Here is a 16,562-nt window from a genome sequence, read left to right on the forward strand (position 1 = left end):
CGCTATGGGCACACTGATGAACGTTCAATTTCGAACAAATACGGCTCTTCGCATCATGAATACCTGGCCGTTAAGGCGGGATTGTCGAATGCCTCGCAAGCCGGTCACGCGAATTTAACGATGTCACCGGCGCCGCCGCTCAGCCGGCGAAGTCGTCAGGCCGCAGCTCGATCGGCTTGCCATGCGGGGTGCGATCGGCGGCGTGATCCCAGGCGTCGCGGTAGCGCGCGAGATTGGCCGGCGTGGTCACGCCCTTTTCCGCCACCAGCCGCTCCAATGTCGCCAGCCAGTGCCGGTAATAGGTGTCGCCGCAATCCGCGTCGCCCGCCTCCTGGGCGCGGGAAATCTCCTCGGCGAGCGCAGCCGCCCATTCGGGCCAGGTGAACAGGCCGCGCGCGTGCAGCGTCACGGCCATCGCAAAGGCGTGCGCCTCCCAAGGCTCGCGAAATACCGGCCCGTCCTGGTCGACCGGAATGCCGGGCAAAGCGCGCGTTGCCGCCAAGGCGGCGTGCCGATCGGGAGCGGTCATGCGCGCTCCAGATACGGCTCGAACGCATCGACCGTCACTTCCAGCAGCGGATCGGGGGCATCGGCCCACAGCTCCGTGCCGCTGAAGGACACGGTGTAGAGCCATTGCGGGTCTTCTCCGTGACCTTGCGCATTGCTGTCGGGAAACACGTGCACGTCCCTGATCGCGTCGATGCGGCCGACGTGACCGCGCACATAGCGCGGCAGTCGCGTGTGCGTCGGCGGGTGCATGGCTTTGGCGCGCACGCGATCGCCGACCGCAAACAGCGCCGGCCTGGTTGCGGCCCGCTCGGTCGGACCGCCGCGGAGCAGCATCGCTGCGACGCCGTCAGCGGTGAGGATCCTGGCGACGGGGCGGGCCGGATGCAGCGCCTTGCCGGCGGCGAGTTCATCCGCTTCGACCAGGTGGCGCTCCTGCATCAGGCGCTCCAGACCGGCGAGCCAGATCTGGTAATAGCTCATTCCGAGATAGTCGGCTGGCGGACGATTCTCGCGCGCGAAGCGCGACATGTCGATGTTCCAGCCGCCCGGCATCGCCATGGCCAAGGTGATGGCCAAGGCACGACGTTCCCACGCCGCGTGAAACACCGGCTCGTTCGGCTCGGGGCGGACCGGGCCAAATCCGGCTGCACCGCCCATGTCGTGCGCTCCGTCCATCAGCGTTTCACCTCGTCGGGCCGCTTGGGCAGGCCAGTGCCGATCATGCTGTCGCGCGTGACCAGTTCGGCGAGTTGATCCTCGCTCCAGCCTTCCGTGCCGTCGGGACGCATCGGCACGACGAAATAGCGGATCTCCGCAGTCGAATCCCAGACCCGGATTTTCGTCGTCGCCGGCAGCGCAAAGCCGAAATCCTGCAGCACACCGCGCGGATCCTTGACGGCCTTGGCGCGGTAGGGCGCGGATTTGTACCACACCGGCGGAAGGCCGAGGACGGGCCAGGGGTAACAGGAGCACAGCGTGCACACGACCATGTTGTGCAGCTCCGGCGTGTTCTCGACGGCCACGATGTGTTCGCCCTGACGTCCGGCATAGCCGAGCTCGCCGATGGCGGGCGTGGCGTCGGACACCAGCCGCGCGCGGAACGCCGGATCGGTCCAGGCGCGCGCGACGACACGGGCGCCGTTGCGCGGGCCCACTTTGCTTTCATAGGTCTCGATCAGCACGTCGAGCGCGGCCGGATCGATATACCCCTTTTCGGTCAGGATGCTCTCGAGGGCGCGGACCCGCAGGTCGGTCTCGGACAATTCCGAGTGATCGTGGTGATGATGATCGTGGTGGTGGTCGGTCATCCGATCAAAATAGGGGTAACCCTGAGGGGTTGTCGAGCAAGGCGTGTGGTCCGGCGGTGGACGGGGCGGCCCGGGCCGGGGTGAAGCTTCAATTCAGCCCGGTTCCCCCTGTTCAAATCGGCGGCCGGATATGGTTCCCTGCGCCGCTCGCCTGCCAATGCGAGGCGAAAGCACCACATGATTGAGGTCCATCAATGCCGAACGACGTCTCCCGCCGTGATCTTGCGAAGCTGGCCGGACTGGCTGCCATGGGGGCGGCGGCCGGACCCGCGCAGGCGGAGGAGGCTGCCGTGACGGATGATGCCGGGCGTCGTTTTCCCTCTGATTTCGTGTGGGGGACGGCCACCTCGTCCTACCAGATCGAAGGCGGCGCGACCGCCGATGGACGCGGACCATCGATCTGGGATGTCTTCACCCACACGCCGGGCAAGATCGAGGACGGCAGCACCGGCGACGTCGCTTGCGATCACTACGATCGCTACAAGGACGATGTCCGGCTGATCAAGGAACTCGGCTGCCGTGCCTATCGCTTTTCGATTGCGTGGCCGCGGCTGTTTCCCGACGGCGGGCTGACGCCCAACCCGAAGGGGCTCGACTTTTACAGCCGCCTCGTCGACGAGCTCCTGGCGAACGGCATCGAGCCCTATGCGACGCTGTATCATTGGGATCTGCCGCAGGCGCTGCAGGACCGCGTCGGCGGCTGGCGCTCGGCGGAGACCGCGACGGCGTTCGCGCATTACGCCGGATATGTGGCCCAGACTCTGAGCGACCGGGTCAAGACCATCTTCACGATCAACGAATGCGGCCGGTTCATTCCGTTCGGCTATGGTCTCGGCATCGATGCGCCCGGGCTGAAACTGCCGCAGCAGGAGGTCAACCAGGCGCGCCATCACGTGGCGCTGGCGCATGGCCTCGCGGTGCAGGCGATCCGTGCCAAGGGGAGGGCAGGTACGCGCATCGGCATGGCCGAGAACATCACCGCCTGCTTGCCCGCGATCGATAAGCCGGAGAACATCCGTGCCGCCGAGATCGCCACGCGCGAGATGAATGCGGGCTTCCTCAACGTGATCCTCGAGGGCCGCTACACCGACGCGTTCCTGGCCTGGTCGGGCAAGGGTGCGCCGACATTCACCGCGGACGAACTCAAGACGATCTCCACGCCGGTCGATTTCGTCGGCCTCAACATCTACGCGCCGCAGGCCTATGTCGTGGCGTCGGAGCGCGCGCCGGGCTTCGACGTGCTGCCGATGCCGTCCTCGTTCCCGCATATGAGCTCGCCCTGGCTGCTGGTCGGACCCGAGACCGCCTATTGGGTGCCGAAGCTCGCGGCCAAGATCTGGAACCTCAAGACCATCTACATCACCGAGAACGGCACCTCGTCGGATGACAAGATGACGGCGGACGGCAAGGTTCATGACCTCGACCGCGTGATGTATCTGCGCAACTATCTCGCGCAGCTGCAGCGCGCAACCTCCGAAGGCGTGCCGGTGAAGGGCTATTTCCTCTGGAGCCTGATGGACAATTTCGAATGGGTGTTCGGCTATAAGCAGCGCTTCGGTGTCTATCATGTCGATTTCGACACCCAGCTGCGTACACCCAAGCTCAGCGCGTCCTATTATCGCCACGTCATCACGCGCAATGCCGTGAGTGCGTGATCTCGGATGGTGGTGGGATGCGGCGCCGGGTTTGATTGATTTCGCCCGATCTTCACCCGCCGATTGCAAGGGCATGGTGAGGAAAGCACACCGCGTGCGACTCTTTTGCGCGCGCGCTGTTTTGCAGCGGAAAGCCCCGGGGATTTGCCGTAAACGGCCATCTGCCGGTCCCTCAATCGAGATCTCCCGCATGCCCCTGTTCGTTGTTCGTCCGTCTGCCGTCGTCCTGAACGCCGGCATCCTGTTCTGCGTCGTCGGCGCGATCGCGAGCCCAAGCGCCTGGGCCCAGAGCGCCGCAAGCGATGCGGCCAAGCCCGCCACCGAACAATCCGCCACGACGCCAGCCGATAGGCCGGCCGATCCCCAGCCGAAGCCTGCCGCCGGCGAGGAGACCAAGCCGGCCGAAGCCGAGGCCAAGCCACAGGCTCCGGACACGCCGGCGAGCCCCGCCAAGGCATCGGCGGAGCCGGCTGCCGACACCAAGCCGGCCGAGGTCAAGGAGAGCGCGACGTCCGACGCGCCATCGGAGGCCAAATCCGAGGCAAAGTCCGACGCGAAATCTGACACCAAGTCCGACGCCGCTGCGGCCCAGACCCCGGCCGTGACCGAGACGAAACCAACGGAGCCGGCGGCCCAGCCGGTCGTCGCCAAGGACGCCCCGGCGCCGGACAAGGCCGAAGGGAAGACGGACGAGAGCAAGCCTGCCATGGCCGCGCCCGCCGCGGCGGACGTGAAGCCGGCGCCCGCCGAGCTCAAGACAACCGAGCCGGCGGCTGCAGCCGCTGCGCCAGCTGCCGTGCAGGACAAATCGAGCGCGAAAGCAGGCGGGGAGCAAGCCAAGCCTGAGAAACAGGCTCACGCGCACCGGCACCATGCGCATGAGGACGACCGCCCGCGGCGCAAGCACCACGTCAGCAAGCAGCGGAGCAGCGGCAACTGCAAGACCTACCGCACCTATGATGCCGAGAGCGGCACCTATCGCGGCTATGACGGGCGCATCCACAGCTGCTCATAGCGCGAGGTCTTGTAGCGCCATGTCGCCGGCCGCGACTGGTCGACAGATCAGCGCGGCATCGGCGATTGGATGCCTGACGTGTTGCGGGTCAGGAACGTGCCGATCGTCGACCCCTGCTGCGGCGGCTGAGCGGGCTGCGGCCGCGCCAGCCCCGTTGTGGTGCGCTGCGGGTTGACGATGATCTGCTGCTGCGGCGGCGCCGTGCCGCGCGCCTGTGCGGCCTGGTTCGACATCCGCGAAACCAGGCGCATCAGTTGATCCTGGCCGGTCTGCAATTGCTCGATGGCGCGGGTGGCCTGATCCTGCGTCGCCTTGATCTGTTCGATGCCCTGCTGCAGTTCCGCGATGTCGCGGGCCATACGCTGCATCGTCGTGGCCGGACCGCCACCCGCGCCGCTTGCGGCCCCGTCGTCCGATCCTCTCAACGAGGCGTTCGACATCATGGCGTCCTCATGGCCCTGGGCGGAGGCCTCATCCTGCGACGCTTCGGCCGAGGACGGCATCCAGCGGTCCATCAGCGATGTGGTGGCATCGCGTTGTGACCACGCAACGGAGCCGCCGACCAGCAGGGCCAGCAGAGCGAGACCGACGCCGGTGCGACCGCGAAGCCTGCCGAGCGGCACCTTGACCTTGAGGCGCGCCCAGCGCCCGCCCTCGGCACCGGTCGCCTCCGCGGTGCTGGCGGCCGCCGCGGCGTCCGGCGCCACGCCGGGCCTTTCGATCGCCGCCAAACGCGTGTCGATCCGTGTCAGGACCTCACGAAGAACCCGCCGATACAGCTGATCGTAGCTGGCCTTGCCCGGCTTCTCCGGGGCGAGACCGACTTCGCTCGGATCGATCTGTTGCACATTCTGTGTGGACTGCATTGCTGATCCCCAAACCCTGAACGCCCGCCGCCGACGCTGTCTTGTCTTTGAATTTTCAAACGTGACTCGACCCGCCGCTTTGGCCGAAAGCAAGACAGCGTCGTGACGAGGAGGGGGCCTTTTCGGACAATCTTCCCCCGCAGCCGCGCCAACGATGGAGCGTCCGGCGAGACTTGATCGTGTTGGAGGGATGAGGCCTCGCGGTAATATTCCACTACTCGATCGGGGTCGAAGGATCAGCGCCGCGCTGAACCCGCCAAGCCGTTGATGACGACGAGCTGCGCCGTCTAACGCAAAGACGGCGGAACGTGCCTACAGTCGAACGCCTGCCTCAGCAGGTTCCGCGTAGTTCGACGTAGTCGGCAGCTCGCAGGCGCATGTGTGTGCCGCTGCGGCGCAGCGCATATTACGCGTTGCAACAAGGAACCTCACTGCCTCACGAGACTTTACGCAGCCATGAGCGCGGCACTCCATCACATTGCACTGAACGCAGAGCCGGAGTGGGAGTGCGCCCTTGCCCCGTGGCATGTGGGAGACCAAAGTCCCGGTGCCCGTCAGAGGCATAAGGAATCGGGAGGTCTCATGTTTTCGCTCAAGTCATTCTTGCTTGCGAGCTGCGCGACTGCGCTCATGTCTTCGGCCACATGGGCTGCTGATCCGATCAAAATCGGAGTCATCGCCGAGGCCCAAGCCGTCGCCGGCTCGTCGATCGCGCCTGCAGCCCAGCTCGCCGCTGAGGAGATCAACGCCAAGGGCGGTGTCGACGGTCGCAAGATCGAGATCGTCGTCTACGACAATCATTCGTCCTCGGCGGAATCGGTGCGTGCGTTCCAGCGCGCGGTGAGCGAAGACAAGGTCAATGCCGTCATCGCCAGCTACATCTCCGAAGTTGTGCTCGCGCTGGAGCCTTGGGCAGGACGCCTCAAGACCCTGATGATCACGCCCGGCGCGGCGTCCGACGTGATCACCCAGAACATCGCCAAGAATTACGATCAGCTGAAATACACCTTCCACGGCTATCTGACCTCGACCTCGCTGGCCGGCCTGGTCTGTGATGCTGCCAAGGATCTGCTGGTCGAGCCGTACAAGATGAAGACAGCCGTGATCATGAGCGAGGACGCCGCATGGACGACGCCGCTCGATGCCGGCTACGAGAAGTGCTTGCCGGAGATAGGGCTGAAGGTCGTCGACCACATCCGGATGTCACCCGACACCACCGACTTCACGCCGATCTTCAACAAGATCGAGGGCCTGAAGCCGGACGTGATGATCACCGGCATCTCCCATGTCGGCACCCAGCCGACCGTGCAATGGAAGAGCCAGCAGGTGCCGATCCCGATGTTCGGCATCTCCTCGCAGGCCACCAACTCGACCTTCTGGAAGGACACCAACGGTGCCGTCGAGGGCGTTATGTTCAACGCCGTGTCGGGCCCGGGCGTGGCGGTGACGCCGAAGACGTTGCCCTTCGTCGAGGCCTATCAGAAGAAGTTCGGCAACATTCCCTCCTACGCCGGCTACACGTCCTATGACGACGTCTACATGATCGCGGACGCGATCCACCGCGCCGGCGGGACCGATCCGGACAAGATGGTCGAGGCGATGGAAGCGACCGACTATGTCGGCACGATCGGCCGCGTCTCCTTCAAGCCGAAGGGGGATCCGAACCCGCATGCGCTGCGCACCGGCAAGGGCTACATCACCGGGCTGATGCTGCAGTGGCAGAACGGCAAGCAGGTCAATGTCTGGCCCAAGGAGCTCGCCGCCGGCACCGCCACCTGGCCGTCCTTCATCAAGCTCAAAGCAGCCAGCAACTGACGCGCCGTGGGGCCGCCCGCAAGGAGCGGCCCATTTTCTTGGTGCCTCAGTCCGACGCTCGGATCGATTTTCAATGCTTTTCTGGCAGATCTTGATTGATGGCTTTGCCATCAGCGCGCTGTATGCGCTCGGCGCGACCGGCTTCACGCTCATCTTCGGCGTTTCCGGCGTGCTCAATCTCTCTCATGGCGCCATCATGGTGGGCGCCGCCGTGGCCGCCTGGGCCGCCGCCGGCGAACTCGGCGTCGGTCCCTATACTGGGGCGGCCATCGGCATCCTTGCTGGCCTCGTCCTGGCCTTCGCGACCTACTTCATCGCCGTCCGGCCGATCCAGCTCTCCAAGGCGATCGCGGAATCGGAGAAGGAGATCTTCATCCTGACCGCGACGCTGCTGTGGGGCATCATCATCCAGGAGGCGATCGCGTATTTCTTCACCAACAACGCAAAGACCGTGCTGCCGATTGTCGAAGGCGTCACCACGGTGTTCGGCGTGCGGACGCCGCGGAACGAGTACTTCACCGCCGTGATCTGCTGGGTCGCGATCGCGCTGTTGTGGTTCCTGGTCAACCGCACGCGGCGCGGCAAGGCCGTCATGGCCGCGTCGATGAACCCGCGCGGCGTCACCTTGCTCGGCATTGAATTGTCGTCGATCTACCTCACGGTCTGGGCAATCTACGGCCTGCTGGCGGGCGTCGCGGGGATCCTGCTCGGGATGTTCCTGGGCGTCAGCTCCTACAGCGTCGGGCCGCTGACGGCGAGCGCGTTTTCGATCGTCGTGCTCGGCGGCCTCGGCAGTGTCTCCGGCTCGCTGATCGCGGCCTATGTGGTCGGCTATCTCGAGACCGGCACGGCCTATCTGATCTCGCCGGCCTACCGGACGATCCCGGCGCTGCTGCTGCTCGTGATCGTCATGTATCTGCGCCCGCAAGGGCTGTTCGGGCGGAGGTGAGCATGCCGAACTTCGTCACCTCGCGACTGTTCTGGATTGGCGCTCTCACCGTGATCGTCGCCTTGGTGCTGCCGACCTACGTTTCGGGCTACGTCCTCGGCCTGTTGACGGTCGCGTACTACACGGCGGTCTTCGCGATGTCCTGGGACCTGCTGTTCGGCTTTGCCGGCGAGGTCAATTTCGGGCCAACCTTTCTGATCGGCGTCGGCGCCTATACGGCAGGCATTCTCGATGCGCATTTCTCGCCGGGCCTGTCGATCTGGCTGTGCATCGCCGCCGGCGCGCTGGCGGCCGTGGTCGGCGGCGTCGTGCTGGCGCTCCCGGCGCTGCGCGTCAGCGGGCCGTATTTCGGCCTGACGACGCTGGTTGCGGTGCTGATGCTGCAGAATTTCATCGTCGTCGCCGCAGGTCTGACCGGTGGCGAGATCGGCCTCGCGGTGCCTGACGTCATCTCGATCGATGCCAAGACCAACTACTGGATCGCGCTCGGCTTCATGCTGGTGAGCGGGGCCATCCTGTTCGGCCTGTCGCGCAGCGCCATTGGCCTGATCCTGCAGGCGAGTGGGCAGGACAAGATCCAGGCCGGCGCCCTCGGCTTCAACGTGACGAAGCACAAGCTCGCCGCCTTCGTCGTCAGCGCGTTCTTCTCCGGCCTCGCCGGCGCGCTGATGGTGTTCTACATGGGCACCGCCTCGGTCTCGACCTTCGTCGATGTCGGCGTCGGCGTGCAAATCATCATCGCCGCGGTGCTCGGCGGCCGGCGCACCGTGATCGGCGCCGCAATCGGCGCCATCTTCCTGATCGGCATGGGCGAGCTGCTGCGGCCGCTCGGCGAGCTCGCCACGCTGATCGTGTCGGTGATCGCGCTCGTGGTCATCCTGTTCTTCCCCGACGGTTTCCTCGGCATCATCAGGGGAGGGGCCAAAGCATGAGTGTGCAGACCATCAGCGGCGCTCCGATGCTGGAGGTCAGCGGCCTCACCAAGCGCTTCGGCGGCCTCGTCGCCGTGAAGAATCTGAGCTTCTCGATCCGGCCGGGCGAGATCCTCGGCCTGATCGGGCCGAACGGCTCCGGTAAGTCGACGGCGATGAAGAGCGTGATGGGCGTGGAGCGGCCGACCGCAGGCTCGGTCAAGCTCGACGGCGTGGAGCTGGCCGGCCTGCCGTCGCACCGCATCGCGCGCATGGGCGTCGGGCTCGTGTTTCAGCATTCGCGGCCGCTGGCGCGCCAGACCGTGCTGGAGAACATCAAGGTCGCGCTGCTGCCGGACAAGCTGACGCGGCTGTTCGCCGACAAGGATGTCGATGCCAGAGCGCGGGCGATCGCCGAGCGTGTCGGGCTCGGCGGCGTGATCGACCGGCGGCCACCGACGCTGGCCTTCGCCGATCTGCGCCGGCTGGAGCTTGCGAAGGCGGTGGCGCGTAGCCCGAAACTCGTGTTGGTCGACGAGCCCTTCGCCGGCCTGACGGCATCTGAAGTGGCCGACTTCTCCAACCTGATTCGCGAATTCCGCGATGACGGCCGCGCCGTGCTGCTGGTCGATCACAACGTCAAGAGCGTGTCGGCGCTGGTCGACCGTGTGCTCGCAATGTATCTCGGCGAAAGGATCGCCGAGGGCAAAGCGAGCGAGGTGATGCAGGACGAGACGGTGCGCCGCGTCTATCTCGGCGGCGCCCTGGTGTCGACCGCGCGTCCCGAGGCGAGCTTCGAAGACACGACGCCGGCGCTTCAGGTCGACAAGGTCGGCGTGCTCTATGGCAAGGCGCAGGCGCTGCAGGATGTCTCGCTGCACGTCCATAAGGGCGAGTTCGTCTCCGTGGTCGGCCTCAACGGCGCCGGCAAGACGACGCTGTTCAACGCCATCTCCGGGCTCGTGCCATATTCAGGCGACGTGAAATGGGCAGGGCGCAGCCTCGTCGGCGGCACGGCGGCCGCGATCGCGCGCTCGGGCATCGTGCAATGCCCGGAGACGCGCGAGCTGTTCGGCGACATGAGCGTGCGTGAAAATCTCGAGCTCGGCGGTAATGCGCTGTCCGATGCCGAGCGCGCCGAGCGGCTCGAATGGCTGTTCGGCCTATTTCCGATCCTCAGGACCAGGCAGCCGCAGCTGGCGCGCACGCTGTCCGGCGGCGAGCAGCAGATGCTGGCGATCGCGCGTGCGCTGATGATGAAGCCGAAGCTGTTGATTCTCGATGAGCCGACGCTGGGCCTCGCGCCGGTCATCCTGGAGACGCTGTCGAAGGCGCTCGATCGCCTGCGCGAGACCACCAAGATCACGGTGCTGCTCGGCGAGCAGAACGTCACCTTCGCGCTGCCGCATGCGGATCGCGTCTACGTGCTCGATCATGCCAAGATCGTCTGGGAAGGGCCGCCAGACCGGTTCGAAGCCGAGGCCGCGGCGACCTATCTGTAAGTGAGACGGGCCAGGGGGGCAGGGCAGTCTCTGCCACCCTGCCCCTGGCCTCAGGGAAATCGAGGCGAGCGCGGCGGAGGCGGTCGCGGCGGCAGGCGCGCCGCGGTCGCGGCACCAACGGCTTCGTTCTTCGCGGCCCGGAACGCCCGTGCGAGCTGGTCCTGGCTGGCTTGCAGCTGTTCGACGGCCTTGCTGTGATCGCGGCTGGCTTGGTCCTGGCTGGCCTTGAGCTCACGAAGCCCGGTCTGCAGATCCGTCACGTCACGCGCGATCTTGTCGAGCAGGGGCATCAGGTCGCGCTCCGGCGCAGACGGCATGTCTCGCTCCGGCGGAGCCTCCGCCATCGCGGAAGATGGATCGCTCGACCTCGTCGTCGGGGGCTCGGGTGCAGGTGTCGAGGGGGCTGCTGAAGATGGTGCTAGCGCGACCGCAGCCGGCTGCGCGACGACGGCGGCGGTCGCTGCGCTGGTGGCGACCTCGGGCCCAGCGCCTGAAGCCGCCTTGGGAAAGCTGTCACGCACGGCCTGGACCGCCGCATCGATCCGTTCGGTGACCGAATGGATGGTCTCCCGATGGTCTCGCGCCAAGGTGACGACAGCCCCGACCAGTCCAGCGGACGCCACCAGCGTCACGGCGGCTCGCAACAACGGCCGTCGGCGGGGCGGCTGTTGCAGGCCGCGGGGCTCGCCGTCATCGGCCGGATCACCGGCTTCGACGGGCAGCGACACCGCCTGGGCTTCGATATCGGCAATGCGCTGATCGATCCGGGCGCGCACCTCGGTCAAGACGCGCTGATAGATCTCCTCGCAGATCTCATGATCGGGCGACAGCGCGACATCACCCGGATCAACTTCCTTCGGCGCCGACTGAACTGGCATGTCCTCGGTCCCATTCGCGATACGCCCGTGCCCAAACCTCGGGTAGCGCTTTGACCCAAGGGCTTTGACCAAACCAAGACTGGGTGGTGACAAGCGAGAGGCGATTTGGCACAGCGGCCGGGACGCCGCCGTCATGGCGCTGGATTCGCGGACGGACGCTTACGGCTGGATTGAATTCCGAACATTTGACCGCAAACCCATGATTCTCCACGCCATATAAATATTCCATAATATACCTTATGCGAATTGGATGTGCGGCAGATCCGGGTTGGCGCGGCCTGTTCCCCGGACCATGAGGCTGCTCCCTCTCGCTGGATGGCCGTGCCGGACCGCGTGCAGCGAACGCCGATATTGCTGCTACGGCTCATCGCTGCAATAAGCGCAGATGACGTCGACAGCGTCGCCGGATTCGTCCGCGCTGTCATGGCGTCCGATGCAACAAGAAGAAGCTTCTCAGGGAGAAACGAGAATGAGCCTGTCACGACGCGCGCTGTTGAAGATGTCAGCGGCTTCAGCCGTCCTGGGTGGGATTGCGGCCCCGTATGTCGCGCGCGCTGAGAGCGCCGAGTTCACCTACAAATACGCCAACAACCTGCCCGACACGCATCCGCTCAACGTCCGCGCCAAGGAAATGGCGGCAGCGATCAAGGCCGAGACCAACGGCAAGTTCGACCTGCAGATCTTCCCGAACAACCAGCTCGGCTCGGACACGGACATGCTGAGCCAGATTCGCTCCGGCGGCGTCGAGTTCTTTACGCTCTCCGGGTTGATCCTGGCCACGCTGGTGCCGGCCGCTTCGATCAACGGCATCGGTTTCGCCTTCCCGGATTACGACACGGTCTGGAAAGCCATGGACGGCGATCTCGGCGCTTACGTGCGCGGCCAGATCAACAAGGCCGGCCTGATGGTCATGGACAAGATCTGGGACAACGGCTTCCGCCAGACGACGTCGTCGACCAAGCCGATCAATGGTCCCGACGATCTCAAGGGCTTCAAGATCCGGGTACCGGTGTCGCCGCTGTGGACCTCGATGTTCAAGGCGTTCGAGGCCGCGCCCGCCTCGATCAATTTCAGCGAGGTCTATTCGGCGCTGCAGACCAAGGTCGTCGAGGGCCAGGAAAACCCGCTGGCGATCATCTCGACCGCCAAGCTCTACGAGGTGCAGAAATACTGCTCGTTGACCAACCACATGTGGGACGGCTTCTGGTTCCTCGCCAACCGTCGCGCCTGGGAGGCCGTGCCGGCCGACATGCGCGCGATCGTCGCCAAGCACATCAACGCCGCGGCCGTGAAGGAGCGCGAGGACGTCGCCAAGCTCAATGCCGGCCTGCAGCAGGAGCTCGCCTCCAAGGGCCTGACCTTCAATCAGCCCAACGTGGTGCCATTCCGCGACAAGCTGCGCACCGCCGGCTTTTACGCCGAGTGGAAGGGCAAGTATGGCGACGAGGCCTGGGCGCTGCTCGAGAAGGCCGTCGGCAAGCTGTCGTAGCGTTTAGGGGCGTCGTAGGCGCGTTCGGGTGACGTCATGGCGCATGCCGAGTTCACGGAAATTGCGATCGGCGAGGTGGTCATCGAGCACCCTCGCCGCCGATCCTTTCTCGATACGCTCGAGGCGGGGCTGGGTCTCCTGGTCGAGATCCCGGCCGCGCTGCTGGTGGTCGCCGAGATCGTCATCCTGTTCGCGGGCGTCGTTGCCCGTTACGTGCTGCACAAGCCGCTGATCTGGTCGGACGAGCTGGCCTCGATACTGTTCCTGTGGCTCGCGATGCTCGGCGCGGCGGTCGCGTTCCGTCGCGGCGAGCACATGCGCATGACCGCGCTGGTGGCGCGCGCAAGTCCCAGCCTGCGCGCTTATCTCGATCTCGTCGCGACGGCGGCCGCATTGACCTTCCTGATCATGATCGCCTGGCCGTCCTGGGACTACGCCTACGAGGAAAGCTACATCACGACGCCGGCGCTGCAGATCGCCAACATCTGGCGCGCCGCAGCGCTGCCGGTCGGCGTCGGGCTGATGGCGCTGTTTGCGCTGATCCGCCTCGCCCGCGCCGCGCGCCCCAGGACGATGCTGCTGGCGGTGTTTTCGATTGCGGCCATCGTGGCGCTGTTCTGGATGGCACAGCCGGTGCTGAAGCCGCTCGGCAACATCAACCTCGTGATTTTCTTCGTCGGCGTGGTCGGCTTCTGCGTCTTCGCCGGCGTGCCGATCGCGTTCGCCTTCGGGCTCGCGATCTTCGGCTATCTGGCTCTGACGACGCGCACGCCACTGATGGTGCTGGTCGGTCGCATGGACGAGGGCATGAGCCATCTCATCCTGCTGTCGGTGCCGCTGTTCGTGTTCCTGGGCCTGCTGATCGAGATGACCGGCATGGCCCGCGCGATGGTCGCGTTCCTGGCGAGCCTGTTGGGCCACGTCCGCGGCGGACTGCATTACGTGCTGGTCGGCGCGATGTATCTCGTCTCGGGGATTTCCGGCGCCAAGGCGGCCGACATGGCTGCGGTCGCGCCGGTGCTGTTTCCGGAGATGAAGGCGCGCGGTGCCCGGCCCGGCGATCTCGTCGCCCTGCTCGCCGCCACCGGCGCGCAGACCGAGACCATCCCGCCAAGCCTGGTGCTGATCACGATCGGCTCGGTCACCGGCGTGTCGATCGCGGCGCTGTTCACCGGCGGCCTGCTGCCGGGCGTGGTTCTGGCCTTCACGCTGTGCGCGCTGGTGTGGTGGCGCTATCGCCACGAGGACATGAGCGGGGTGCGCCGCGCGACTGGCGCCGAGATCGGCAAGGCGTTCCTCGTTTCGGTCCCTGCCCTGGCCCTGCCCTTCGTGATCCGCGCCGCTGTGGTCGAGGGCATCGCCACGGCGACGGAAGTCTCGACCATCGGCATCGTCTACGGCGTGCTCGCCGGCCTCCTGGTCTATCGCCGCTTCGACTGGCGCCGCCTGATGCCGATGCTGATCGAGACGGCGGCGCTGTCCGGCGCCATCCTGCTGATCATCGGCACGGCGACCGGCATGGCCTGGGGCCTGACCCAGTCCGGCTTCTCGCGCGCGCTGGCTGCGGCCATGACGGGCTTGCCGGGCGGCCCGGCGACCTTCATCGCGGTCTCGATCGTGGCCTTCACCATCCTCGGCAGCGTGCTGGAGGGCATTCCGGCGATCGTGCTGTTCGGGCCGCTGCTGTTTCCAATCGCCCGTGCAGTGGGCGTGCACGAGGTGCATTATGCCATGGTGATCATCCTGGCGATGGGAATCGGCCTGTTCGCGCCGCCATTCGGGGTCGGATATTACGCCGCCTGTGCCATCGGCCGGGTCGATCCCGCCGAGGGCATCCGCCCGATCTGGGGCTACCTGCTGGCGCTTCTCATCGGCCTCATCGTGGTTGCGATTTTTCCGTGGATTTCGATCGGGTTCCTGTAAACTCTTCAGACGATGACGGAGGGTGACGATGAGCACGAACCAGTATCAGCTCGGACTCGACAAGAACGCGGCCAATTATGTGCCGCTGACCCCGCTCAGCTTCCTGGCGCGCAGCGCGGCCGTCTATCCGGACCATGTCAGCACGGTCTATGAGGGCCGCAGTTTCACCTGGCACCAGACCTATGAGCGCTGCCGGCGCTTCGCGTCCTATCTTGCGGGCCGTGGCATCGGCGTCGGCGACACCGTGGCGGCGATGCTGCCGAACATCCCGGCGATGAACGAGGCCCATTTTGCCGTGCCGATGACCGGCGCGGTGCTCAACACGCTCAACATCCGCCTCGACGCGGCGTCGATCGCGTTCCAGCTCGATCACGGCCAGGCCAAGATCATCCTGGTCGATCCGGAATTCTCCGGCGTGATCAGCGAGGCGCTGAAACTGATGAGCGGCACCAAGCCGTTCGTCATCGACGTCGACGACGCCTCGTATGCCGGTGGCAGCCGTATCGGCGAGACCGAATATGAGGCCGCGGTCGCCGCCGGCGATCCCGGCTTCCGGCCGCGCCGTCCCGCCGACGAGTGGGACGCGATCGCGATGAGCTACACATCGGGCACCACGGGCAACCCCAAGGGCGTCGTCACCCATCATCGCGGCGCCTATCTCAACGCCGTCAGCAACATTCTCGCCGGTGGACTCGGCCAGCATCCGGTCTATCTGTGGACCCTGCCGATGTTCCACTGCAACGGCTGGTGCTTCCCCTGGACCATGGCCGCTGCCGCCGGCGTCAATGTCTGCCTGCGCAAGGTCGAGCCGACCAGGATCTTCGAGCTGATCAAGACCCACGGCGTGACCCATATGTGCGGCGCGCCGATCGTCTACAACGTGCTGATCAACGCGCCCGACGCGCCCAAGGGCAAGCGCGACAAGCCTGTGATTGGCCTGATCGCCGGCGCGGCACCGCCGGTCGCCGTGCTCGAAGGCGCCGAGAGCATCGGCATCAAGCTGACCCATGTCTACGGCCTCACCGAAGTCTATGGCCCCGCCTCCGTCTGCGCCGAGCAACCCGGCTGGGACGACCTGCCGGCGGCCGAGCGCGCGCAACTGAAGCGCCGCCAGGGCGTGCCGTATCCCTTGCAGGAAGCCGTCACGGTGCTCGATCCGCAGACGATGCAGGAGGTGCCGCGCGACGGCGAGACCATCGGCGAGGTCATGTTCCGCGGCAACATCGTCATGAAGGGCTATCTGAAGAACGAGAAGGCCACGCAGGAAGCGTTTGCCGGCGGCTGGTTCCACACTGGCGATCTCGGCGTGCTCGACGCGCACGGCTACGTCATCATCAAGGACCGCTCCAAGGACATCATCATCTCCGGCGGCGAGAACATCTCCTCCGTCGAGGTCGAGGACATCCTCTACAAGCACCCCGCGGTGCTGTTCGCCGCCGTCGTCGCCAAGCCCGATCCGAAATGGGGCGAGGTGCCCTGCGCCTTCATCGAGCTGAAGGACGGCGCGCAAGCCACCGAAGCCGAGATCATCGCCTATTGCCGCAGCCACATGTCCGGCTTCAAGACGCCCAAGGTCGTGGTGTTCGGCCCGATCCCGAAGACCTCGACCGGCAAGATCCAGAAATTCCTGCTGCGCAACGAGGTCAACTCAGCCAAGGCGATCTCGGCGTAGCTGAAAGGCACGATATCAACCGAGCCGTCATTGCGAGCGCAATCCAGGGCCGAGCAAGGACTCTGGATTG

The 16,562-nt window shown here is 65.7% G+C and carries 14 protein-coding genes; 9 read left to right on the forward strand and 5 right to left on the reverse strand.

The features are described from left to right. Window positions 1–139 precede the first annotated feature (139 nt). The 3 genes from ACVIJ6_RS30125 to nthA are packed head-to-tail and all read right to left on the reverse strand — an operon-like array spanning window position 140 to window position 1,817. Complete coding sequence (locus ACVIJ6_RS30125; protein ID WP_456775679.1) at window positions 140–529, reverse strand: nitrile hydratase accessory protein; 390 nt, start codon at window positions 527–529, stop codon at window positions 140–142. Next, window positions 526–1,185, reverse strand: coding sequence for a nitrile hydratase subunit beta (gene nthB, locus ACVIJ6_RS30130; protein WP_456775680.1), 660 nt, complete (start codon window positions 1,183–1,185; stop codon window positions 526–528). Before nthB ends, ACVIJ6_RS30125 begins: the two co-directional genes overlap by 4 nt. Continuing rightward, complete coding sequence (gene nthA / locus ACVIJ6_RS30135) at window positions 1,185–1,817, reverse strand: nitrile hydratase subunit alpha (protein ID WP_456775681.1); 633 nt, start codon at window positions 1,815–1,817, stop codon at window positions 1,185–1,187. The genes nthB and nthA overlap by 1 nt, the downstream gene beginning before the upstream one ends. Window positions 1,818–2,011: 194 nt before the next feature. On the opposite strand from nthA, the gene ACVIJ6_RS30140 reads away from it, so the two are divergent. Next, window positions 2,012–3,472: a GH1 family beta-glucosidase gene (locus ACVIJ6_RS30140; RefSeq protein ID WP_456775682.1), complete on the forward strand. Its 1,461-nt coding sequence runs from the start codon at window positions 2,012–2,014 to the stop codon at window positions 3,470–3,472. Between the two features lie 190 nt (window positions 3,473–3,662). After that, a complete protein-coding gene (locus tag ACVIJ6_RS30145; protein ID WP_456775683.1) occupies window positions 3,663–4,487 on the forward strand; it encodes a hypothetical protein in 825 nt (274 codons plus the stop codon). A 47-nt stretch (window positions 4,488–4,534) separates the two neighbouring features. On the opposite strand, the gene ACVIJ6_RS30150 is transcribed toward ACVIJ6_RS30145, so the two are convergent. Then, window positions 4,535–5,353, reverse strand: a complete 819-nt coding sequence (locus tag ACVIJ6_RS30150; RefSeq protein WP_456775684.1) for a hypothetical protein — start codon at window positions 5,351–5,353, stop codon at window positions 4,535–4,537. Window positions 5,354–5,881: 528 nt separating this feature from the next. On the opposite strand from ACVIJ6_RS30150, the gene ACVIJ6_RS30155 reads away from it, so the two are divergent. The 4 genes from ACVIJ6_RS30155 (at window position 5,882) to ACVIJ6_RS30170 (ending at window position 10,530) form a co-directional block, all read left to right on the forward strand. Beyond that, the gene (locus tag ACVIJ6_RS30155; RefSeq protein ID WP_456775685.1) at window positions 5,882–7,168 is read left to right on the forward strand and encodes an ABC transporter substrate-binding protein; all 1,287 of its coding nucleotides are present in this window, start codon (window positions 5,882–5,884) and stop codon (window positions 7,166–7,168) included. A gap of 73 nt (window positions 7,169–7,241) precedes the next feature. Continuing rightward, window positions 7,242–8,117: a branched-chain amino acid ABC transporter permease gene (locus ACVIJ6_RS30160; RefSeq protein ID WP_456775686.1), complete on the forward strand. Its 876-nt coding sequence runs from the start codon at window positions 7,242–7,244 to the stop codon at window positions 8,115–8,117. 2 nt (window positions 8,118–8,119) lie between these two features. Beyond that, on the forward strand, window positions 8,120–9,049 hold the full coding sequence (locus tag ACVIJ6_RS30165) for a branched-chain amino acid ABC transporter permease (RefSeq protein WP_012044158.1): 930 nt from the start codon (window positions 8,120–8,122) through the stop codon (window positions 9,047–9,049). Beyond that, a complete protein-coding gene (locus ACVIJ6_RS30170) occupies window positions 9,046–10,530 on the forward strand; it encodes an ATP-binding cassette domain-containing protein (RefSeq protein WP_456775687.1) in 1,485 nt (494 codons plus the stop codon). The genes ACVIJ6_RS30165 and ACVIJ6_RS30170 overlap by 4 nt, the downstream gene beginning before the upstream one ends. Before the next feature lie 50 nt (window positions 10,531–10,580). Here ACVIJ6_RS30170 and ACVIJ6_RS30175 read toward each other — a convergent pair whose 3' ends face one another. After that, the gene (locus ACVIJ6_RS30175) at window positions 10,581–11,408 is read right to left on the reverse strand and encodes a hypothetical protein (protein ID WP_456775688.1); all 828 of its coding nucleotides are present in this window, start codon (window positions 11,406–11,408) and stop codon (window positions 10,581–10,583) included. A 469-nt stretch (window positions 11,409–11,877) separates the two neighbouring features. Here ACVIJ6_RS30175 and ACVIJ6_RS30180 point away from each other — a divergent pair, with 469 nt between their 5' ends. From ACVIJ6_RS30180 to ACVIJ6_RS30190, 3 genes are read left to right on the forward strand one after another with little or no spacing between them, the layout of a single operon-like run. Beyond that, complete coding sequence (locus ACVIJ6_RS30180) at window positions 11,878–12,897, forward strand: TRAP transporter substrate-binding protein (protein ID WP_456775689.1); 1,020 nt, start codon at window positions 11,878–11,880, stop codon at window positions 12,895–12,897. A 36-nt stretch (window positions 12,898–12,933) separates the two neighbouring features. Further along, entirely contained in the window at window positions 12,934–14,820 is a 1,887-nt protein-coding gene (locus ACVIJ6_RS30185) for a TRAP transporter large permease (RefSeq protein ID WP_456775690.1), read from the forward strand. 28 nt (window positions 14,821–14,848) lie between these two features. Beyond that, window positions 14,849–16,492 (forward strand): acyl-CoA synthetase, encoded by a 1,644-nt coding sequence (locus ACVIJ6_RS30190; protein WP_456775691.1) that lies wholly within the window; start codon window positions 14,849–14,851, stop codon window positions 16,490–16,492. Window positions 16,493–16,562 lie beyond the last annotated feature (70 nt).

The sequence above is a fragment of the Bradyrhizobium sp. USDA 4369 genome, from assembly GCF_054056435.1.